Genomic DNA, 19193 nt, shown 5'->3' with positions numbered 1-19193 from the left:
ATGCGCCATGGCACGCATTGACCTCGTCGATCTCGCGCACTCCTACGGCGGCAATGATGCGCCGCAGGAGAGCTTTGCGCTGAAGCCGGTGACCATGACCTGGCGGCAGGGCGGCGCTTATGCGCTGCTGGGGCCGTCGGGTTGCGGCAAGACCACGCTCCTCAACGTCATCTCCGGCATCATCACGCCATCGCGCGGCAAGATCCTGTTCGACGGCCAGGACATCACGCCGCTGTCGACCCAGAAGCGCAACATCGCCCAGGTGTTCCAGTTTCCGGTGATCTACGACACCATGACGGTGGGGCAGAACCTGGCGTTTCCGCTGAAGAACCGCGGGGTGCCGAAGGCTGAGATCGACAAGCGCGTCGCCGAGATCGGCCGCCTGCTCGATCTCGAACCCTATCTGAACCGCAAGGCCACGCGCCTCACCGCCGACGCCAAGCAGAAAATCTCGCTCGGGCGCGGCCTCGTCCGCGCCGACGTCGCTGCCGTGCTGTTCGACGAGCCGCTCACCGTGATCGATCCCGAGCTGAAATGGCAGCTCCGCTCCAAGCTGAAGGCGCTGCATCGCGAGCTCGACCTCACGATGATCTACGTCACCCACGACCAGACCGAAGCGCTGACCTTCGCCGACACGGTCGTTGTCATGCATGACGGCCGCGTGGTGCAGAGCGGCACGCCGGCCGAGCTATTTGACAAGCCCGCGCACACGTTTGTCGGCTATTTCATCGGCTCGCCGGGCATGAACATCCTGCCGGCCGAGGTGAAGGGGCGGGAGGCACGGATCGACGGCCACGTCATCGCGCTCAATCGCGCTTATGACAATCTGCCGGCGGGCGCCAAGATCGAGATCGGTGTACGCCCAGAATTCGTCGAGGCCGTTGCGCCCGCACCCGGCCTGTTGACGGCGAAGATCGAACGCATCGACGATCTCGGCCGCATCCGCTTTGCCCGTGCGCGTCTCGGTGACGCCAAGCTCGCCGCGCGCGCGCCTGCCGGCTTCGCGAGCTCGGATGGCAACACCGGGCTGAAGTTCGATCCGTCGCATGTCCACGTCTATGCGGACAGCCTTCTGGTGGAGGGGGCCGCCTGATGGACAAGACCGTCAACCAAAAAGCCTGGTTCCTGGTGCTGCCGGTGTTCCTGGTCGTCGCCTTCTCGGCGGTGCTGCCGTTGATGACGGTGGTGAACTATTCGATGCAGGACACCTTCGGCAACAATCAGTTCTTCTGGAACGGTGTCGGCTGGTTCAAGGAGTTGCTCGATCCCTCGACCGATCTCGGCGGCCGCTTCCTCGCCTCGCTCGGCCGCAATCTGTTCTTCTCGCTGGTGATCCTTGCGATCGAAGTGCCGCTCGGCATCGTTGTCGCGCTGTCGATGCCGCGGCAGGGCTGGACGGTTGCGGCTTGCCTCGTCACTCTTGCGCTGCCGCTGCTGATTCCATGGAACGTGGTCGGTACGATCTGGCAGATTTTTGGTCGGCCCGACATCGGCCTGCTCGGCTATGTCCTCAACCACATCGGGCTCGACTACAATTACGTCTCCAACGACATCGATGCCTGGGTCACCGTTATCGTGATGGACGTCTGGCACTGGACCAGCCTCGTCGCATTGCTCTGCTATGCCGGCCTGAAGTCGATTCCGGAGGCCTATTATCAGGCTGCGCAGATCGACGGCGCCTCGCGCTGGGCCGTGTTCAAGGCGATCCAGCTGCCGAAGATGAACCGCGTGCTGCTGATCGCGGTGCTGCTGCGCTTCATGGATAGTTTCATGATCTATACCGAGCCGTTCGTCGTCACCGGCGGCGGGCCCGGCAACTCGACGACCTTCGTGTCGATCGAGCTCGTCAAGATTGCGCTCGGCCAGTTCGACCTCGGCAAGGCGGCCGCGCTCTCGCTGGTCTACAATCTCATCATCCTGATCGTCTGCTGGATATTTTACACCGTCATGACCAATGCCGGCGCTGAGCGGAAGCCGCAGGAAGGAGCCGTGTGATGCATTCGATCCCCGGCCGCCGCCTCATCATGGGGCTGTTCCTGATCTTCCTGCTGCTGCCGATCTACTGGCTCGTCAACATGAGCTTCAAGACCAACGCCGAGATCGTCTCGACGATGACGCTGTGGCCGCACGCCCCGACGCTCCAGCACTACAAGCGCATCTTCACCGACGAGAGCTGGTATTCCGGTTACGTCAATTCGCTGGAATACGTGGTTATCAACACCATTATCTCGATTTCCGTGGCGTTGCCGGCGGCCTACGCGTTTTCGCGCTATCGCTTCCTCGGCGACAAGCATCTGTTCTTCTGGCTGCTGTCGAACCGGATGGCGCCGGCGGCGGTCTATGCGCTGCCGTTCTTCAACCTCTATTCGGCGATCGGGCTGTTCGATACGCCCTGGGCGGTAGCGCTCGCGCACTGCATCTTCAATGTGCCGCTGGCAGTATGGATTCTCGAGGGCTTCGTCTCCGGCGTGCCGCGCGAGATCGACGAGACTGCCTTCCTCGACGGCTATTCCTTCCCTCGCTTCTTCATCAGGATCCTGGTGCCCTTGATCGCGAGCGGTATCGGCGTCGCGGCATTCTTTTGCTTCATGTTCTCCTGGGTCGAACTGCTGCTGGCGCGCACGCTGACCTCGGTCAACGCCAAGCCGATCGCGGCAGTCATGACGCGAACGGTGTCGGCGGCGGGCATGGACTGGGGGCTTCTGGCGGCAGCCGGTGTGCTCACCATTATTCCGGGAGCTCTCGTGATCTGGTTCGTCCGCAACTATATCGCGCGCGGCTTCGCGCTCGGCCGGGTCTAGGGAGGCGACAATGGAATCCATCGCATGGATGGCCTGGACGCTGCCGACCGCGATCTTCTTTGCGGCGCTCGCCTGCACGCTTGCCGTGATGACCTGGCTTGGGGCCGCGTATCCCGAGGCCGAACGCGTCGGCGTGCTGCGCATTCCGACCACGCGCGGCGATCGCCTGTTCGTCTCGCTGATCGTGGCTGCCGTCATCCACCTGTTGTGGATCGGTCTCGTGGGCACCGACCCGATTGCTACTCTGCCTATCGGGGAAGAGGGAGTTGAGATTACGAGCCTTTGGCTCGCAACCGTGATTTCGCTTGTTTCAGGCGCGGTGATTTTTCGCACCGTCTGAAGCAGGCGAGAAAGAGCAGATCCGGGGTCTACCCGGGCCTGGATTTAGTTTGTCGCTGCAACCGGAGGAAACATTATATGCGACACTTGAGGACGACCAAGGACAGTCTTCTGACCATGACCAGCGCGCTCGCGCTGATCGCAGCTTCGATGACGATTGCCGCGCCGGCGCGCGCGGACGAAGCCGCCGCCAAGAAGTGGATCGACAGCGAATTCCAGCCGTCGACCCTGTCGAAGGACGATGCGATGAAGGAAATGCAGTGGTTCATGAAGGCCGCTGAACCCTTCAAGGGCATGGAGATCAACGTCGTCTCCGAAACGCTGACGACCCACGAATACGAATCCCGCACGCTCGCCAAGGCGTTCGAGGAAATCACCGGCATCAAGGTCAAGCACGACATCATCCAGGAAGGTGACGTCGTCGAAAAGATCCAGACCCAGATGCAGTCCGGCAAGAACGTCTATGACGGCTGGATCAACGACTCCGACTTCATCGGAACGCACTTCCGCTACGGCCAGGCCGTCGACCTGACCGACTGGATGGCGAAGGACGGCAAGGACGTCACCGACCCGATGCTCGACGTCAACGACTTCATCGGCAAGTCGTTCACGACCGCACCGAACGGCCACCTCTATCAGTTGCCCGACCAGCAGTTCGCGAACCTTTACTGGTTCCGTTACGACTGGTTCACCAACCCCGACTACAAGGCCAAGTTCAAGGCCAAGTACGGCTACGATCTCGGCGTTCCCGTGAACTGGTCGGCTTACGAAGATATCGCTGATTTCTTCACCAACGACATCAAGGAGATCAACGGCACCCGGATCTATGGCCACATGGATTACGGCAAGAAGGATCCTTCGCTCGGATGGCGTTTCACCGACGCCTGGCTGTCGATGGCCGGCAATGGTGACAAGGGCATTCCGAACGGCCTTCCGGTCGACGAGTGGGGCATCCGCATGGAAGGCTGCCGTCCGGTCGGCTCGAGCGTCGAGCGTGGCGGCGACGTCAACGGCCCGGCGGCGGTCTACTCGATCGTCAAATATCTCGACTGGATGAAGAAGTATGCTCCGCCGCAGGCGCAGGGCATGACCTTCTCCGAGTCGGGTCCGGTGCCGTCGCAGGGCAACATTGCCCAGCAGGTCTTCTGGTACACCGCCTTCACCGCCGACATGGTGAAGCCCGGCCTGCCGGTGATGAACGCGGACGGTACGCCGAAGTGGCGTATGGCCCCGTCGCCGCACGGTTCGTACTGGAAGGAAGGCATGAAGCTCGGCTACCAGGACGTGGGATCGGCGACCTTGCTCAAGTCGACCCCGGCCGATCGCCGCAAGGCGGCCTGGCTCTATCTCCAGTTCATCGTCTCCAAGACGGTGAGCCTGAAGAAGAGCCATGTCGGTCTCACCTTCATCCGTGAATCCGACATCTGGGACAAGTCGTTCACGGAGCGTGCGCCGAAGCTCGGCGGCCTGATCGAGTTCTACCGCTCGCCCGCGCGCGTGCAGTGGACCCCGACCGGCAACAACGTGCCTGACTATCCGAAGCTTGCTCAGCTCTGGTGGCAGAACATCGGCGACGCGTCGTCCGGTGCGAAGACGCCGCAGGCGGCGATGGATGCGCTGGCAGCCGCTCAGGACTCGGTGATGGAGCGTCTCGAGAAGTCGGGCGTGCAGGGTGCCTGCGGTCCGAAGCTCAACAAGAAGGAGACGGCCGAATACTGGTTCGCCAAATCGGCCAAGGACGGCAACATTGCTCCCCAGCGCAAGCTGGCGAACGAGAAGCCGAAGGGCGAAACCGTCGATTACGACACGTTGATCAAGTCGTGGCCGGCCTCGCCGCCGAAGCGCGCCGAAGCGAAGTAATTCGCCAGACATTGTGATGGCCGGGTTTCGTCCCGGCCGTCCAGAAAGCGGGAGGCCGGGAGCGATCCCGGCCTTTTGTCTTGTGGCCCCCTTGCCTTGTTGACGGCTGTGATCTGAATTAACGGATAAAGATCCGGAGACGAGACTTCGCCATGCGCATGACGTTCCGTTGCGATCCCAGGCTGGCCGATCATCTGGTCCGGCCCTACCCCGCGCGCACGGCGTTGCCCGACTGGCTGCGCGCGATGCCGACGAAAGCGCACTCGGACATTCACGGCCGGGACATCCGCACGGTCAAGCAATGTCCGCCCTTCGTCGATGCGATGGCCTACGGGATCATGATTCCGCTGCCGTGCGACATCCGGATCGAGGCTGGAGGGTTTTCATGGGATTGGGACATCCCCGAGCCGGAAACGGCCGGACATCCACGCGCGCCTCTCAGCTTCCATCCGGCCGCGCAATTCGCCGCTGCGCCTTTCGCCAACGGACGATCTGCGCTCAAGTTCAACAGTTTCTGGACCATCGAGCTCGAGCCCGGCTGGTCGCTGTTCGCGACGCATCCCGTCAACCGCGATGATCTGCCATTCCGCCTCGTTTCGGGCCTGGTCGACGCCGACCGATTCCACGACGGCGGCATCAACTTTCCGGCGGTATGGATCAAACCGGATTTCTCAGGGGTCCTGGCAAAAGGCACGCCGATTGCGCAGTGCTTTGCCGTTCCGCGACAAGCGCCGGAGTTGGTGTTCGAGCCCTTCGACGAGGCGCATCAGCAAGCTTACGCGAAGGTCGTTGCCGATGTGCTGGCTGCGCCCAACGTCTACCGCAAGCATTTTCGAGCGAAACGCGGGCGCCTAACCTCCTAAGGCGCGGCGTAATTGGTCCTCGTCGAGCCACAACCGGCCGTGAGAGGCTGAGGTCAGTGCCATCGCGATGGAGCCGAACAGCTGTGGGCGCAGGCGATAGGCCTTCCCGTACGCGTCCATCGCGGCGTCAAGGCCTCCAACCTCTTGGAGGGAGATGCCGAGATTGAGTGCAGCTTCGGCATGGTCGGGCTTGAGCTCGAACGCCTTGCAATAGGCGCTTGCCGCGCCACGGTGGTCACGCAGGTCTTGTCGCGCGAGGCCTAGATTGAACCACACGGATGCCGGCGCATTCGTCGCGGTCGCTTGCGCGAGCAGTTTTGCGGCGGTGGCGGGGTCGCCGTCCTCCCATGCCAGCAGGCCAAGCCGCGCCGTTGCCTCTTGATGACCAGGGATGACCTTGAGGATCGCCTGCCAGGCTCCGCGTGCCTGATCTCGCAGCCCAGCCATATCGAGCGTTCGTGCCTTCTCGATGAACATCTCGCGCTGCGGGCCTGCGGCGATCGCGGCATCGAGATGCAAGAGCGCGGCGTCGAATTGACCTTCGCTGCGCGCGATGCGGGCGGCCAGTAGCCGGGCCGGAGCGTTGTTCGGCCGCTTGGCAAGACTGACGTCGATATGCGCACGAGCCGGGGCCATGACACCCCTGGAGAACAATACGGCGGCCAGCAGATGATGCAGTACGGGATCGCCGGGATCACGTGCGAGGCCCTGTTCGCACAGACGTTGCGCTTCATCCGGCTTGCCCGAATTGACCGCTACAGTCGCGCGGCGAATGAGTGTCTCGGTGTCGTCCATGGCTGCATTAGAGCAAGGATGCGACGACCCAGCAATACAGGACGCCTTCCCTCTCCCCGCATGTGCGGAGAGAGGGAGAGCGAGAGCAACTACTTCGCCGCCGCGAGCGCCGGATAATCCGTATATCCCTTCGCGCCGCCGCCGTAGAAGGTGTTCTTGTCCCAGTCGTTCAACGGGGCGCCCGCCTTCAACCGCTCGACCAGATCGGGGTTGGAGATAAACGGCTTGCCGAAGGCGATGAGGTCTGCCGCATTCGCATCCAGCACCTTGGTCGCGAGCTCGAAATCATAGCCGTTGTTGGCGACGTAAGCTCCGGCGAAGCGCTTGCGCAGGCTCGCATAGTCGAACGGTGCGATGTCGCGCGGGCCGCCGGTGGCGCCTTCGACGACATGCAGATAGACGAGCTTCAGCGCGCTGAGGCCGTCGACGATGTGGTCGTACAGCGCTTGCGGATTGGAGTCGGAAATGTCGTTGGCCGGCGTCACCGGCGAGATGCGGATGCCGGTGCGCTCGGCGCCAGCCTCCGCCACGACGGCCCTGGAGACTTCCAGCATCAGCTTGGCGCGGTTTTCGATGGAGCCGCCATAGGCGTCGGTCCGCTTGTTGGCGCCGTCCTTGGCGAACTGCTCCAGCAGATAGCCGTTGGCGCCATGGATCTCGACCCCGTCGAAGCCGGCTTCCAGCGCATTCTTCGTGGCGCGCTTGAAGTCGTCGATGATCCCTGGAATTTCGGAGAGTTCGAGCGCGCGCGGCTCGGAGACGTCGGCGAAGCCGCCGTTTACAAAAGTCTTGCCCTTGGCGCGGATCGCACTCGGCGCGACCGGGGCTGCGCCATCCGCCTGGAGGTCGACATGCGAGATGCGGCCGACATGCCAGAGCTGGATGAAGATCTTGCCGCCGCGCTCATGCACCTGGTTGGTGACCTTGCGCCAGCCGGCGACCTGGTCCTTCGAATAGATGCCGGGGGTGTCCTGGTAGCCCTGGCCCTGCTGGGAGACCTGGCTCGCTTCCGTAATGAGAAGGCCTGCCGAGGCGCGCTGGCCGTAATAATCTGCGGCGAGTGGGGAGGGTACGAAGGTGCCGGGCGCGGCGCGGTTGCGCGTCAGCGGCGCCATCACCAGGCGGTTGGCCAGCGTGATCGGGCCAAGCTTGTAGGTCTCAAACAATTTGGTCGGACGGCTCATGGGGGATGCTTCCAGGGGGTGAGAGATCTGGAACACTTGTGCATTGCGGCAATCAGCGCAAGGGAGGAGCCATTCGGAAAGTGCAGGCGAGCTACGCGGCCAGACCCGCGTAGCATAATTCGTGTGCAATGGAAGCCACGGCAGCGGATTTCCACTGCCGTCGCGGCGCGGGCTCAGTTCGCGCCGAGGAAATCGCGCTTGCCGATCTCGACGCCATTGTGACGCAAGATGCCGTGGGCGGTCGCCGCGTGGAAATAGAAGTTCGGCAGAGAGAACGTGCTCAGGAATTGCTGCCCCTTCATCGTGATGGTCTTGTCAGGGCCGACGGGGAAGGTGACGTCCTTGGTATCGGCGCCCTCGAACTGCTCAGGCTTGAACGATTTGACATAATCGATCGTCTTCGCCAGCCGCTGCTTCAATTCCGCAAACGTCGTCTCGGTGTCGGGCGTCGACGGTACCTCGCTGTGCGTCAGCCGCGCACAACCCCTGGTCGGATAGTCGCTGGCGAGCTGGATCTGCTTCGACAGCGGCAGCATGTCCGGGTACAGGCGAGATCCCAGCAGCACGCTCGGGTCGACTTTTTTGGCCGCGCAATGCGCCTCAGCCTTCGTCAGAAGGCCGGTCAGGCTGTTCAGCATTTGCAAATAGGCGGGGACGACGGCGTCGTAGAAGGACATGTGGTGCTCGCTCGAATGAGGGGAAATCTCAGGGGAAACCTGAGCCACTCACATGGGAGCCTCATGGAAAATTACAATCGCGGAAGCGCCTTGTGCGGTGCGAAAATTCTACCGCACCATGCCCGCCGGCTGGGCCTGCGCCGTGCCGCCGCGCATGCGCGCCAGAAGCTCGGCGGTCGGCCAGGAATCGGCCGGCAGGCCGTATTTGATCTGCATCGCTTTCACGGCGGCGCGGCTCTGCTGGCCGAGCACGCCGTCGACCTTGCCGACATTGAAGCCGGCGCGCACCAGAAGCTGCTGCAATTCCTTCAGTTCGTTGAACGGCAATTGCGCGACCTGCCCGGCGGGCTTGCGCATCGGCGCAGCGCCTGCGATGCGCGAGGCGAGATAGCCGGCCGTTGTCGAATAGATCAGCGAGTTATTCCATTCGGTGTAGGCCGCGAAATTCGCATAGGCCATGAAGGCCGGCCCGGTCCGTCCCATCGGCAGCAGCACGGAGGCGGCAAGATTGTCGTTCGGCAACGGCCGTCCGTCCGCGTAGGTGACGCCCAGCTGTGCCCATTTTGAGCGCGGCTGCTGTACGGTCAGATCGGTCTGATCCCAGGGCAGGTTCGGCGGCACCTTGATTTCCTCCAGCCAAGGCTCGCCGCGTCGCCACTTCAAGCCGTTGGCGATGTAGTTCGCGGTCGAGCCGATCACATCGGGCGCGCTGCGCAACAGATCGCGCCGTCCGTCGCCGTCATAATCGACGGCGTAGTTGACGTAATGCGTCGGCAGAAATTGCGTCTGGCCGAGCTCGCCGGCCCAGGAGCCGATCATCTCGTCCGGTGTGAGATCGCCGCGGTCGATGACTTTCAGCGCGGCAATGGTCTCGCCCACGAACATGTCCGAGCGGCGGCAATCATAGGCCAGCGACACCAGCGATTTCAGCATTGGCAAATTGCCCATATTGGCGCCGAAATCGCTTTCCAGTCCCCAGAACGCGGCAATCACCGCCGGCGGCACGCCATACTCCTTCTCCGCGCGCGCGAACGCGGCGGCGTATTGCTTGATGTGCTGCTGGCCGTTCTGCATCCGGTAGGGCGCGGCCATGCGGCCGGCGAATTCGGTGAAGAGCTGGCCGAACACGCGCTGGCCACGGTCGCGGTTGACGATGCCCTGGTCGTAAACGAGGTAGGGCGAGGCCTCGCTCAGCGCCCGCTGCGACACACCGGCGGCAAGCGCTTGGTTCTTCACGTCGGCAAGAAAGCGATCGAAGCTCGCGCCATTGTGGCACGATGCCGCGCGCTGCGAGGGTGCCGTGGCTCTGGGAGCGGCGGGCTTTGCGGGCGGCGGCGCGAATTGGGCGGAGGCAGGAAGGGCGAGGGCGAATGAGACCGCGATCGTCACGACCGCAAGGCGAGAACCAAGGCAGTTCATCGGCATCGATATCTCTGGTGCTGTCGGGGAGCTGCTAGGCCGCCAATACGGCGCGTTTCACAGCGAGGGGGAGGGCGATCTCGCGAAAGAAGGTCTTCGGATAGAGGTAGTCCTCGCCGGACTCATCGACGATCCGCAGCATGTCGAGTTTCTCGGCCACCGGATCGCGCAGCGCCACATAGATCTTGCGCTTCTCGAGCGACGCCGCGTAGCCCTCATTGTCCACGCAGATCACCAGTTGCTTGCTTCGCGATTTCGTCATGATTGTCAGAGCAGGTTCTTGATCTTGAATTCCTTGCGGCCAAGGCCGGCGGCCTCGTACCAATGTATCTCAGCGAGATGGGTAGAGCCATCTGATAATCGCACCTGAGCGATGCCCTTGCGCTTTCGCCAACGTCCTCGCCCATAGATTCGCCGGAGCCGGGCTATCTCGCGGATATCCGAGCCGCTGGCGAAGGTTTCGACCTCGGTAATCTCGCCGAGAATTTCGAAGCGCATGCCCTCGATCGTGCCCGGGTGTCCCGGGCCGGGTCAAGTGCCGCGGCTCCGCGACGCACCCTGAAACCTTGCGGGCCGGCCGGGGGAATTCCTACCTCCTCTTTGGTGGCCCGCAGCGCTTCGGCTCCTGCGGCCGCCTTGGGAGACGGCCATGAACTATCTTCGTACCGCGATGCTTCTCGCAGGCCTCACCGCCCTGTTCATGGGCGTGGGCTATCTGATCGGCGGCGCTGCCGGCGCCATGATCGCGCTTGTCATTGCTGCGGCAACCAATCTGTTCACTTACTGGAACTCCGACCGCATGGTGCTCTCGATGTACGGGGCCCATGAGGTCGACCGGCAAAGCGCGCCGGAGCTGGTCGGCCTCGTCGCCGAGCTTGCCGGCCGCGCCGCGCTGCCGATGCCGCGCGTGTTCCTGATGGACGAGGCGCAGCCGAACGCGTTCGCCACGGGGCGAAATCCCGAGAACGCGGCCGTGGCCGTCACCACCGGCCTGATGCGTCAGCTCAGCCGCGAGGAGCTCGCCGGCGTGATCGCGCACGAGCTCGCACACATCAAGCATCACGACACGCTTCTGATGACGATCACCGCGACCATTGCGGGCGCGATCTCCATGCTGGCGCAATTCGGCATGTTCTTCGGCGGCAACCGCGACAATAACGGCCCCGGCATCGTCGGCTCGATCCTGATGATGATCCTGGCGCCGCTCGGCGCCATGCTGGTGCAGATGGCGATCAGCCGCACCCGCGAATATGCGGCCGACAATCTCGGTGCGCGCATCGTCGGCCAGCCGATGTGGCTCGCCTCGGCGCTGGTGAAGATCGAAGGCGCCGCACATCAGGTGCCGAACCATGATGCCGAACGCAATCCTGCGACCGCGCACATGTTCATCATCAATCCGCTGTCGGGCCATGGCGTCGACAGTCTCTTCGCCACGCATCCCTCGACGCAGAACCGTATCGCGGCGCTCCAGCAATTGGCGTCCGAGCTCGGCGCGCATGCCGCGCCCTCGGTCGGCGCCAATGAAAACTATCCGCCGCAAAGCCCGTGGGGCCGCTCGTCCTCGCGCGGTCCTTCACGTGGTCCTTCACGTGGTCCTTGGGGATGAGGCGGCGGCGAGCCGCAGCGGTCGCGCATATTTTCGACGCTGCAATTCAGGCGCGAAATTTCTGATTCAACGCCGCATTGCCGGCATCGGCTGACATCATCGTCAGGCTGTAGATTGCTGCTGCGCACTATCCGAAATGTCTATTGCGCTTTGTCGCGCGTTGCGCCAGACCAGTGATGCTCGCCTTGGCTGGGGGAGCAACAGGTTGGAATGCTTGCCGAGTGGCAGACTTTTGCGAATGCAAAATTGCCGGAGGTTCGCATGGTACCGTTGCAGATGGAGCAGGTGGTCGAACGCGATATTGCGCCGCGGGACGGCCTTTCCGAACGCATGGAAGGCGCTTTGTTGCTGACGTCACTGGCCGCGGTGACGATCTGCTGGTGCGGTTTTCTTGCTATGATGATCTGGAAGGGTTTTTTCTGGGTCTTGGCCTAGTCCTTGGCCGAGTTCTCAGGCGGCCCTATTTCACAATGGCTGTTTTTGCGACGCGATAACATCACGCCGCCTTTGTGATCTGGCGCACAGTGTGTCGTCCCCGCCGGTGTTAACACTTTTCCGGAGTGTTCCTTCGAAAGGGGATGCGTGGCTGGCCTCTCGCCGGCCACCGTCGAAGATGACCAAAGCTGCCGTGCCATTGCTGATCGTCCTGGGCGTGCTCGTTGGGCTGTCCACGCATACGGTCGTGAATTGCGGCGACGAAGACGAGCCAGACATCTGCTCGGCCGTGATCGGCTTCTCGCCGTTCCGCGGCTCGCTGATCGCCTTTGCCTATGAGGGGCGCGGTCGGATCGCGCTGCGCCACGGCGACTACGGTCGCGCGATTTCCGATTTCGACGAGGCCATCCATCTCAATCCCAACCGCGCCTCGCTCTATCGCGACCGCGCGCAGGCCTACCGGCAGAACGGCGAGCCGGAGCTCGCGATTGCCGACTATGACGAGGCGATTGCGCTCGACCCCAAGCTTGCCAAGCCCTATCACGAGCGCGGCGTTGCGCTGGCCGCCAAGGGCGATCTCGACCGCGCCATCCTGAGCTACAGCACCGCCGTCCGTCTCGACCCGGCCGACGCGCAGGTCCGCCTTGACCGCGGCCTGGCGTACCTCGCCCGCGGCCAGGCCGACGATGCCCGCACCGATTTCGAAGCGGCATTGGCGCTGCCCGCGGGCCGGGACACAAGGGCGCATGACGCTGCGCGCGCGAAACTTGCGGAGCTGTCAAGCGCCGAGCCCAGGCGTCTCTCCGTGCCGCGGCGGTGAGAGAAGTCTCTCTCCGCAGCGGCTACGCCTTCTTGGTTTTCTTCTTCGCCTTCTTCGCCGGCTTTTCCTTCGCCGGCGTCTTCTCCGCCTTCGCCGGAACCGGCGTGCTGGCGGCGAGCCGCATCGATCTCGCATAGCTGTCGGCGACGTTATCGGCGGACATTTGCAGGCGCCTGGCGGCGGCGGTGGCCTGCTCCATCGTGGCCTTGGCCATCATCTTGAAGCGGTCGCCGGTCTCCTTGCCCTTGGCCTTGGCCGCGAGGCCGTTGAAGCGGTCCCGCCGCTCCTTGGCGCGGGTCATCAGGCCCGTATGCAGCTGTCTGGCCAGTTGCCGGATCACGACATCCAGGTCGGCGTCCGCCATGTTCTTCCATCCTCTTGAAACGATATCGATGCGCGCGGGACTATGCAGATCGGGCCCTACCTTGGCAATTGCCGGCCGGGCGTCATCCGCAGCTTCCGGTTTGCAAAACAGAAAGGCCGCGCTTTTCGCGCGGCCCTTGGGGTCGTCCTGGCGCCTGAGCGCCGGTGTCACTTCAGCGACGCGACCGGTCCGCTCGAAGCCGCCGGATCCGGGTCGAAGCCGAACACACCGACCAGATATTTGTAGTAGTCCGGCATCTTCTCCTTGAGCGCTTCGCGGGTCTTGGGATCGTGGAATTCGCTCTTTCCGGACAGAAAAATGCTCCCGGTCACCGCAAAGAACTCCATGGGGTTCTTCATCGCATAGGATTCCTTGGGCAGCTGGTCCTTGGACTTGGCCAAGGCGTAGTAGCCGATCACGCCCTTGTTGGCGTAGCCGTCCGGCAACAGCCGCGCGTGATAGGCGTGCAGGAGCTCGTGAAGCAGCACGGCCTCCTTCTCGTATCGCATCATGTCCGGGCGCAGCATGATGACGCCGAGCCCCGAATCGACCGCGAGGTCGACGGCATTCGGATTGGTCCAGCGCTGCTTGTCATGGTCCCACACGGTCAGCGCCCGGGGCGCGGTGCGCTGGATGTCCGGCGTGACCCGGCCGTAGCACGCGGTTGCGGCACCTTCGTCGAGGCAGGCCATCTCGCTCGCGACGATCGGGACGGTGCGGAAGAAGCGCAGCACGCGCGGCGAGAGGCCGGAGGCTTCGACGACGTCGATCTGCTGCTTCACATTGTCGGTGAGCTTGTCGACATCCTTGCGGTCGGAGTTCTCCGACAGGTCGAACATGTAGCCGCGGTAGCTCTGGAAGCCGGGCGGCAGCGCCTGCGCCGCGCCGGCGTCGAGCGATCCGGCGTTGGATGGATTGGCAAAGAGCGCGCCGACAACGGTCGCGGTCAGCAGCAACGCAATGCGCATGATGAACCCCCTGATGTCACTTGACGCGGCAGGATAGGCTGCCGTTGTTTGCGAAAAGTGAGTGGGGCGAGACTAAGGCACCGATGTTGAGGCGTGCTTAATCGTTGGTTGCAGATCGCGGAGACGGATTAGCCTCGGGTTAACCAAGGCGTAGATCGGCCGCGCGCTTCGGCGTAACATCCGCCCCTGGGCATCAGGCCCTGTTCAAGTAGCCGGAAGGGAGGAAGCCATGTATGCCGCCATCCGTCAGGCCAAGGCGAAAAGCGGGAGTGCGGAAGAGCTGGCGCGCCGCATCAAGGACGGCGCCGTTCCGATCATCAGCGACGTCGACGGCTTTCGGGCCTATTACGTCGTCTATGCCGGCGACGACACGGTGACCGCAATTTCCATCTTCGACAAGTTCGAGCAGGCGGAGGAGGCGAACCGGCGCGCGATCGCCTGGATCGAGAAGGATCTCGGCCCGCTGCTCGCCGGCCACGCCAGCGCCGCAGCGGGGCCTGTGATCGTGCACACGCTGGCGTAGCGTTGGCGCGAACTCCCTCTTATGTCGTCCCGGCAAAGGCCGGGACCTATACGCCGAGGCGGAAGTTGTGGCGCAAGATCGGAAATGATCTGTCTTCGCTAAACTATGGCCTGTGGTTATGGGTCCCGGCCTTCGCCGGGACGACACTGAGTTTGTGGCTTGCGCCTTCCGCCGCCGCTCACAACTCCCTTGCGTTCGAGAACGCAAACGAGCTGACCCGCCGTGTCGTCTCGTCCAGAATCAGCGTGCGCGTGATCGGCGGCTCGGCGCGCTGGGCGCAGTTTTCGCGCTCGCAGAGGCGGCAGTTGACGCCGATCGGCGTGCCTTCCGTCTTTTCCAGATCGATGCCGGCGGCGTAAGTCAGGCGCGCGGCGTGGCGGATCTCGCAGCCGAGCCCGATGGCGAAGCGCGGTTGCGGCAGCGGGTGCGGCGCCACCGGCCGGCGCACCATCTGCGCGATCGAGAAATAGCGCGTGCCGTCGGAGAGTTCGATCACCTGCTTCAACAGGCGATCCGGCGTGTCGAAGGTCGAGTGCACGTTCCACAAGGGACACGTGCCGCCGAATTTTGAGAACGGGAACGTGCCCGACGAAAAGCGCTTCGACACGTTGCCGGCATTGTCGACGCGGAGCAGGAAGAACGGAATGCCGCGTGCATTCGGCCGCTGCAACGTGGTGAGGCGATGACAGACCTGCTCGAAGCCGGAATTGAAGCGCTGCGCCAGCACATGGATGTCGTAGTTGAGCGCTTCGGCTGCAGCCAGGAACGCCGGGTAGGGCATCATCACGGCCGCCGCAAAGTAGTTGCCGAGCGTGATGCGGAACAGCCGCCGCGGCGCGTCGTCGAGCGGGCCGGCGCGGCCGATGATGGTCTCCAGGGCTTGCGCGCATTCACCAAGCCCGAGCTGGAAGGCGAGCTGGAAGGCGCGGCCGGGCAGGTCGACCAGCTCCGAGATCAGGAGCTGGCGGCGATGGCGGTCGAAACGGCGCAACGTCTCGCGCATCACGTCGACCGGCATGATGCGGGTCTGGATCGAATGCTTTTCGCGCAATCGCGCCGCGAGCGCGGCGTACAGCCCTTCGGCCGGCACGTTCAGCTCGTCGCGAAGAGTCTCGGCGGCCTGCTCGAGCTCCGGAAAATAGTTGCGGTTGGCCTCGATTAGCTCGCGCACGCGCTCGACCGGGTTGGCCTCGTAGCGCGTGCCGACATCGCGGTCGGCCATTTGCGCTGCCGCCAGCGTCTCGCCCTGGCGCGCCTCGGTATAAGCGGCATAGAGCCGCTGCAGCGCGTGCGTAACGCCGGGGCAGAGTTCGGCGAGGTCGCGCAGTTCCTGCTTGGGGACGTCGATCTGGCGGAACAGCGGATCGGAAAAGATCTCGTTCAACTCGGCGAAGAAGCGGTCCTCGTCGGCGGTGGCAAGGTCGCGCAAATCGAGGTCGTAGGTCTCGGCCAGCCGCAGCAGGATCTGTGCGGTCACCGGACGCTGGTTGCGCTCGATCAGGTTGATGTAGCTCGGCGAGATCCCGAGCCCTTCGGCGATCTGGGTCTGCGACAGCCCCAATTGCTGCCTGATCCGCCGAACGCGCGGGCCGACGAACAGTTTCTTCCCGGACTCGGCGGGCATCTTTAGGTCTCCAGGCGTGTTAAGGGCAGCTTTATTGACCTATAAATTTTACAAAATTTACAAAATAACATCTATTACATGTTCCGATGTTACATGACATCACCATTCAATTACAAGCCCACTGTACGAACTTCCCTTTCTCGCGTTTAGCTCCTGACACGCATTTCGCAATGCATTGTCAAGATTGTCGATGGCAAACCGAGCCATCGAGCGCGAAAGGATCGAACACATGAACTACCAGCCCCGTGGCATCAGCACCCTCCAGGGTCCCGCGTCGTACCAGAGCGAGGTCGAGGCGGCCCAGGCGCTCCTCAACAATCAGCCGACCTGGAACGGGGTGTCGGCCGAAGCCGTCGCGCGCATGCGGCTTCAGAACCGTTTCAAGACCGGCCTCGACGTCGCCCGCTACACTGCGGCGCTGATGCGGGCCGACATGGCCGCCTATGACAATGATCCGACCAAGTACACCCAGTCGCTCGGCTGCTGGCACGGCTTCATCGCCCAGCAGAAGCTGATCTCGGTCAAGAAGCACTTCGGCGGCAAGACCGATCGCACCTATCTGTACCTCTCCGGCTGGATGATCGCGGCGCTGCGCTCCGAGTTCGGTCCGCTGCCCGACCAGTCGATGCACGAGAAGACCTCGGTGCCGGCCCTGATCGAGGAGCTCTACACCTTCCTCCGTCAGGCGGACTCGCGCGAGCTCAACGACATCTTCCGCAGCCTCGACAAGGCGCGCAAGGAAGGCGACACGACCCGTGAGAAGGAGCTGATCGAGAAGATCGACAACTTCCAGACTCACGTCGTCCCCGTCATCGCCGACATCGATGCCGGTTTCGGCAATGCGGAGGCGACCTATCTGCTTGCCAGGAAGATGATCGAAGCGGGCGCCTGCGCGCTCCAGATCGAGAACCAGGTCTCTGATGAGAAGCAGTGCGGTCATCAGGACGGCAAGGTCACCGTGCCGCACGAGGTGTTCATCGCCAAGATCCGCGCCTGCCGCCATGCCTTCCTCGAGCTCGGCGTCGAAGACGGCGTCATCGTCACCCGCACCGACTCGCTCGGCGCCGGCCTGACGCAGCAGATCGCGGTCAGCCACAAGCCCGGTGATATCGGCGACCAGTACAACAGCTTCCTCGATTGCGAGGAAATCACCGAGGAGAATGCCCGCAACGGTGACGTCATCATCAATCGCAACGGCAAGATGATGCGTCCGAAGCGGCTGCCCTCGAACCTCTACCAGTTCCGTCCCGGTACGGGCGAGGACCGCTGCGTGCTCGACAGCATCACCTCGCTCCAGAACGGTGCGGATCTGCTGTGGATCGAGACCGAGAAGCCGCATATCGAGCAGATCGCCAAGATGGTCGACCGCATCCGCAAGGTCATCCCGAACGCCAAGCTCGCCTACAACAACTCGCCGTCGTTCAACTGGACCCTCAACTTCCGTTGGCAGGTCTACGACGCGATGAAGGAAGCCGGCAAGGATGTCAGCAAGTACAACCGCGCTGAGCTGATGAAGCCGGAGTACGACGATACGCCGTTGGCGATTGAAGCCGACGAGCGCATCCGTACCTTCCAGGCGGATTCGGCCAAGCGCGCCGGCATCTTCCATCACCTGATCACGCTGCCGACCTACCACACGGCTGCGCTCTCGACCGACAATCTCGCACGCGAGTATTTCGGCGAGCAGGGCATGCTGGGCTACGTCAAGAACGTCCAGCGCCAGGAGATCCGTCAGGGTATCGCCTGCGCCAAGCACCAGAACATGGCCGGCTCCGACATCGGCGACGACCACAAGGAATATTTCGCAGGTGAAGCTGCCCTGAAGGCGGGCGGCGCCCACAATACCATGAACCAGTTCGGCTAACGCGTCACGCCAACCAACAGGAGACTGACAATGACCAAAGGCAGCAATTTCTGGGTGATCGGCGGCGAGTTCGGCTCGATGAACTTCCACAAGCTCGTGGAAGGCTCGGCCCAGGTCCAGGGTCCTTTCAAGACCCGCAAGGAGGCCGAAGACGCCTGGCGTTCGGTTTCGGAAGAGAACCGCCACAAGGCCGGCGTCCGCTTCTCGATCGTGGAAGAGCCGTCGCGGGTCTCGGCCTGACGGCCGCCTGACTAACTCAAGAAGACGTCCAAGGACGGAGGGTCCCATCCGGCGCAAGCCGGGTGGGATCGTCTGTTTTTGGCACAGGTCAACGCCCTGTGGGTGCTGTAAGTCTCTGGAATGATGGGCCCTTTGCGGACGTAATGGTTGCTGATAGGTTAATGGCGGAAAGTCGAGGACAAGGCGGACAATGTCAGAGCCCGAGACCAGCGGGACCCATCCCGGCCAGCCGCGCCCGGTGCGGCTACGCGATGCGCTGTTGCGCGCGCGGATCGAGGCCGCCGACCGGACCGGGGTCGTCGTCGATCTCAGGGACGCCGAGGTGGCGCGGCTGGAAATCCTCAACGACGCGCTCGATCCCCTGTTCGCGCAGGTGCCCGAGCAGATCGATTTGTTCGACCGCGGCATCAGCCAGGGCGATACGCCTAGGCTGTGGATCGATGTCGTCGCCCACATCATGATGGGGCGCGACAAGCGCATGTACCGCTTCGTCCAGGACACCCGCTTCGGCCGCATCGTGCTCGCCGAATCGCACGACACGGCCGTCATCGTCGATGCCGTGACCGACTATGTTGCCCGCCGCATGATCGAGCGCGAGCACGCGATGGTGGTGCAGCCGGAGCCCGCGCCCGCCGCGGCAGAGCCGCCGCGGCGCTCGCGCATCTGGCCGTTCGTGCTCGGCTTCATCCTCGGCGCCGCCGCTCTGTTCGGCGTCGCCGTGCTGGCGGCGCTGCGGAGCTGGTGAGGCTGTCTCCGTCATTGCGAGCGAAGCGAAGCAATCCAGAAATGTTTCCGCGGAGAGACTCTGGAT

General features: G+C 63.3%; 22 protein-coding genes. 13 read left to right on the top strand and 9 right to left on the bottom strand.

Annotation, left to right across the window (positions count from 1 at the left end; all coding sequences use genetic code 11):
• The first annotated feature begins 7 nt into the window (after positions 1-7).
• The 6 genes from IC761_RS27135 to IC761_RS27110 all read left to right on the top strand — a co-directional run bounded on the left by IC761_RS27135 (position 8) and on the right by IC761_RS27110 (position 5863).
• On the top strand, positions 8-1093 hold the full coding sequence (locus tag IC761_RS27135; protein WP_195799747.1) for an ABC transporter ATP-binding protein: 1086 nt from the start codon (positions 8-10) through the stop codon (positions 1091-1093).
• A complete protein-coding gene (locus IC761_RS27130; protein ID WP_195799746.1) occupies positions 1093-1995 on the top strand; it encodes a carbohydrate ABC transporter permease in 903 nt (300 codons plus the stop codon). The genes IC761_RS27135 and IC761_RS27130 overlap by 1 nt, the downstream gene beginning before the upstream one ends.
• Positions 1995-2801, top strand: coding sequence for a carbohydrate ABC transporter permease (locus IC761_RS27125; RefSeq protein WP_195799745.1), 807 nt, complete (start codon positions 1995-1997; stop codon positions 2799-2801). Before IC761_RS27130 ends, IC761_RS27125 begins: the two co-directional genes overlap by 1 nt.
• A 10-nt stretch (positions 2802-2811) precedes the next feature.
• On the top strand, positions 2812-3141 hold the full coding sequence (locus tag IC761_RS27120; RefSeq protein ID WP_195799744.1) for a DUF2160 domain-containing protein: 330 nt from the start codon (positions 2812-2814) through the stop codon (positions 3139-3141).
• A 77-nt stretch (positions 3142-3218) separates the two neighbouring features.
• On the top strand, positions 3219-5000 hold the full coding sequence (locus tag IC761_RS27115) for an ABC transporter substrate-binding protein (protein WP_195799743.1): 1782 nt from the start codon (positions 3219-3221) through the stop codon (positions 4998-5000).
• 152 nt (positions 5001-5152) lie between these two features.
• Positions 5153-5863: a hypothetical protein gene (locus IC761_RS27110; RefSeq protein WP_195799742.1), complete on the top strand. Its 711-nt coding sequence runs from the start codon at positions 5153-5155 to the stop codon at positions 5861-5863.
• On the opposite strand, the gene IC761_RS27105 is transcribed toward IC761_RS27110, so the two are convergent.
• From IC761_RS27105 to IC761_RS27080, 6 genes are all read right to left on the bottom strand, one after another.
• A complete protein-coding gene (locus IC761_RS27105) occupies positions 5852-6658 on the bottom strand; it encodes a tetratricopeptide repeat protein (RefSeq protein ID WP_195799741.1) in 807 nt (268 codons plus the stop codon). The two genes, IC761_RS27110 and IC761_RS27105, sit on opposite strands and share 12 nt — an antisense overlap.
• Positions 6659-6747: 89 nt before the next feature.
• Entirely contained in the window at positions 6748-7842 is a 1095-nt protein-coding gene (locus IC761_RS27100) for an alkene reductase (RefSeq protein WP_195799740.1), read from the bottom strand.
• Positions 7843-8015: 173 nt separating this feature from the next.
• Positions 8016-8519, bottom strand: a complete 504-nt coding sequence (locus IC761_RS27095; RefSeq protein WP_195799739.1) for a DUF1993 domain-containing protein — start codon at positions 8517-8519, stop codon at positions 8016-8018.
• 108 nt (positions 8520-8627) lie between these two features.
• Complete coding sequence (locus tag IC761_RS27090) at positions 8628-9938, bottom strand: lytic murein transglycosylase (RefSeq protein ID WP_438265150.1); 1311 nt, start codon at positions 9936-9938, stop codon at positions 8628-8630.
• Between the two features lie 34 nt (positions 9939-9972).
• Positions 9973-10200: a hypothetical protein gene (locus IC761_RS27085; RefSeq protein ID WP_195799737.1), complete on the bottom strand. Its 228-nt coding sequence runs from the start codon at positions 10198-10200 to the stop codon at positions 9973-9975.
• Between the two features lie 5 nt (positions 10201-10205).
• Entirely contained in the window at positions 10206-10436 is a 231-nt protein-coding gene (locus IC761_RS27080; RefSeq protein ID WP_195799736.1) for a hypothetical protein, read from the bottom strand.
• 151 nt (positions 10437-10587) lie between these two features.
• On the opposite strand from IC761_RS27080, the gene htpX reads away from it, so the two are divergent.
• The 3 genes from htpX to IC761_RS27065 all read left to right on the top strand — a co-directional run bounded on the left by htpX (position 10588) and on the right by IC761_RS27065 (position 12799).
• The gene (gene htpX, locus IC761_RS27075; protein WP_195799735.1) at positions 10588-11544 is read left to right on the top strand and encodes a zinc metalloprotease HtpX; all 957 of its coding nucleotides are present in this window, start codon (positions 10588-10590) and stop codon (positions 11542-11544) included.
• 210 nt (positions 11545-11754) lie between these two features.
• Entirely contained in the window at positions 11755-11979 is a 225-nt protein-coding gene (locus tag IC761_RS27070; protein ID WP_195799734.1) for a hypothetical protein, read from the top strand.
• Positions 11980-12157: 178 nt separating this feature from the next.
• Complete coding sequence (locus IC761_RS27065; RefSeq protein WP_195799733.1) at positions 12158-12799, top strand: tetratricopeptide repeat protein; 642 nt, start codon at positions 12158-12160, stop codon at positions 12797-12799.
• A gap of 22 nt (positions 12800-12821) precedes the next feature.
• Here the strand turns inward: IC761_RS27065 and IC761_RS27060 are convergent, their stop codons facing one another.
• The gene (locus IC761_RS27060) at positions 12822-13163 is read right to left on the bottom strand and encodes a hypothetical protein (protein ID WP_195799732.1); all 342 of its coding nucleotides are present in this window, start codon (positions 13161-13163) and stop codon (positions 12822-12824) included.
• A 167-nt stretch (positions 13164-13330) separates the two neighbouring features.
• Positions 13331-14131 (bottom strand): hypothetical protein, encoded by an 801-nt coding sequence (locus IC761_RS27055; protein ID WP_195799731.1) that lies wholly within the window; start codon positions 14129-14131, stop codon positions 13331-13333.
• A gap of 229 nt (positions 14132-14360) precedes the next feature.
• On the opposite strand from IC761_RS27055, the gene IC761_RS27050 reads away from it, so the two are divergent.
• Entirely contained in the window at positions 14361-14654 is a 294-nt protein-coding gene (locus IC761_RS27050; RefSeq protein ID WP_014497428.1) for an antibiotic biosynthesis monooxygenase, read from the top strand.
• Between the two features lie 178 nt (positions 14655-14832).
• Here IC761_RS27050 and IC761_RS27045 read toward each other — a convergent pair whose 3' ends face one another.
• Positions 14833-16278, bottom strand: coding sequence for a helix-turn-helix domain-containing protein (locus IC761_RS27045; RefSeq protein WP_195799730.1), 1446 nt, complete (start codon positions 16276-16278; stop codon positions 14833-14835).
• A gap of 229 nt (positions 16279-16507) precedes the next feature.
• Here IC761_RS27045 and IC761_RS27040 point away from each other — a divergent pair, with 229 nt between their 5' ends.
• The 3 genes from IC761_RS27040 (at position 16508) to IC761_RS27030 (ending at position 19127) form a co-directional block, all read left to right on the top strand.
• Positions 16508-18142: an isocitrate lyase gene (locus tag IC761_RS27040; RefSeq protein WP_195799729.1), complete on the top strand. Its 1635-nt coding sequence runs from the start codon at positions 16508-16510 to the stop codon at positions 18140-18142.
• Between the two features lie 30 nt (positions 18143-18172).
• A complete protein-coding gene (locus IC761_RS27035) occupies positions 18173-18382 on the top strand; it encodes a DUF4170 domain-containing protein (protein ID WP_008137787.1) in 210 nt (69 codons plus the stop codon).
• 190 nt (positions 18383-18572) lie between these two features.
• Entirely contained in the window at positions 18573-19127 is a 555-nt protein-coding gene (locus tag IC761_RS27030; RefSeq protein WP_195799728.1) for a hypothetical protein, read from the top strand.
• Positions 19128-19193 lie beyond the last annotated feature (66 nt).

This window comes from Bradyrhizobium commune (assembly GCF_015624505.1).
Lineage (GTDB): Bacteria > Pseudomonadota > Alphaproteobacteria > Rhizobiales > Xanthobacteraceae > Bradyrhizobium > Bradyrhizobium commune.
The sequence above is the reverse complement of the archived record's forward strand: the minus strand, read 5'-3'. Positions and strand labels throughout refer to the sequence as shown.

Bases quoted from the DNA above. Each gene is read 5' to 3' on its own strand.
- IC761_RS27130 (WP_195799746.1), top strand. From the start codon at position 1,093: ATGGACAAGACCGTCAACCAAAAAGCCTGGTTCCTGGTGCTGCCGGTG.
- IC761_RS27050 (WP_014497428.1), top strand. From the start codon at position 14,361: ATGTATGCCGCCATCCGTCAGGCCAAGGCGAAAAGCGGGAGTGCGGAA.
- IC761_RS27125 (WP_195799745.1), top strand. From the start codon at position 1,995: ATGCATTCGATCCCCGGCCGCCGCCTCATCATGGGGCTGTTCCTGATC.
- IC761_RS27100 (WP_195799740.1), bottom strand. From the start codon at position 7,842: ATGAGCCGTCCGACCAAATTGTTTGAGACCTACAAGCTTGGCCCGATC.
- IC761_RS27135 (WP_195799747.1), top strand. From the start codon at position 8: ATGGCACGCATTGACCTCGTCGATCTCGCGCACTCCTACGGCGGCAAT.
- IC761_RS27070 (WP_195799734.1), top strand. From the start codon at position 11,755: ATGCTTGCCGAGTGGCAGACTTTTGCGAATGCAAAATTGCCGGAGGTT.
- IC761_RS27030 (WP_195799728.1), top strand. From the start codon at position 18,573: ATGTCAGAGCCCGAGACCAGCGGGACCCATCCCGGCCAGCCGCGCCCG.
- IC761_RS27065 (WP_195799733.1), top strand. From the start codon at position 12,158: ATGACCAAAGCTGCCGTGCCATTGCTGATCGTCCTGGGCGTGCTCGTT.
- IC761_RS27090 (WP_438265150.1), bottom strand. From the start codon at position 9,938: ATGAACTGCCTTGGTTCTCGCCTTGCGGTCGTGACGATCGCGGTCTCA.
- htpX (WP_195799735.1), top strand. From the start codon at position 10,588: ATGAACTATCTTCGTACCGCGATGCTTCTCGCAGGCCTCACCGCCCTG.
- IC761_RS27105 (WP_195799741.1), bottom strand. From the start codon at position 6,658: ATGGACGACACCGAGACACTCATTCGCCGCGCGACTGTAGCGGTCAAT.
- IC761_RS27085 (WP_195799737.1), bottom strand. From the start codon at position 10,200: ATGACGAAATCGCGAAGCAAGCAACTGGTGATCTGCGTGGACAATGAG.
- IC761_RS27115 (WP_195799743.1), top strand. From the start codon at position 3,219: ATGCGACACTTGAGGACGACCAAGGACAGTCTTCTGACCATGACCAGC.
- IC761_RS27095 (WP_195799739.1), bottom strand. From the start codon at position 8,519: ATGTCCTTCTACGACGCCGTCGTCCCCGCCTATTTGCAAATGCTGAAC.
- IC761_RS27055 (WP_195799731.1), bottom strand. From the start codon at position 14,131: ATGCGCATTGCGTTGCTGCTGACCGCGACCGTTGTCGGCGCGCTCTTT.
- IC761_RS27080 (WP_195799736.1), bottom strand. From the start codon at position 10,436: ATGCGCTTCGAAATTCTCGGCGAGATTACCGAGGTCGAAACCTTCGCC.
- IC761_RS27045 (WP_195799730.1), bottom strand. From the start codon at position 16,278: ATGCCCGCCGAGTCCGGGAAGAAACTGTTCGTCGGCCCGCGCGTTCGG.
- IC761_RS27060 (WP_195799732.1), bottom strand. From the start codon at position 13,163: ATGGCGGACGCCGACCTGGATGTCGTGATCCGGCAACTGGCCAGACAG.
- IC761_RS27110 (WP_195799742.1), top strand. From the start codon at position 5,153: ATGCGCATGACGTTCCGTTGCGATCCCAGGCTGGCCGATCATCTGGTC.
- IC761_RS27120 (WP_195799744.1), top strand. From the start codon at position 2,812: ATGGAATCCATCGCATGGATGGCCTGGACGCTGCCGACCGCGATCTTC.
- IC761_RS27035 (WP_008137787.1), top strand. From the start codon at position 18,173: ATGACCAAAGGCAGCAATTTCTGGGTGATCGGCGGCGAGTTCGGCTCG.
- IC761_RS27040 (WP_195799729.1), top strand. From the start codon at position 16,508: ATGAACTACCAGCCCCGTGGCATCAGCACCCTCCAGGGTCCCGCGTCG.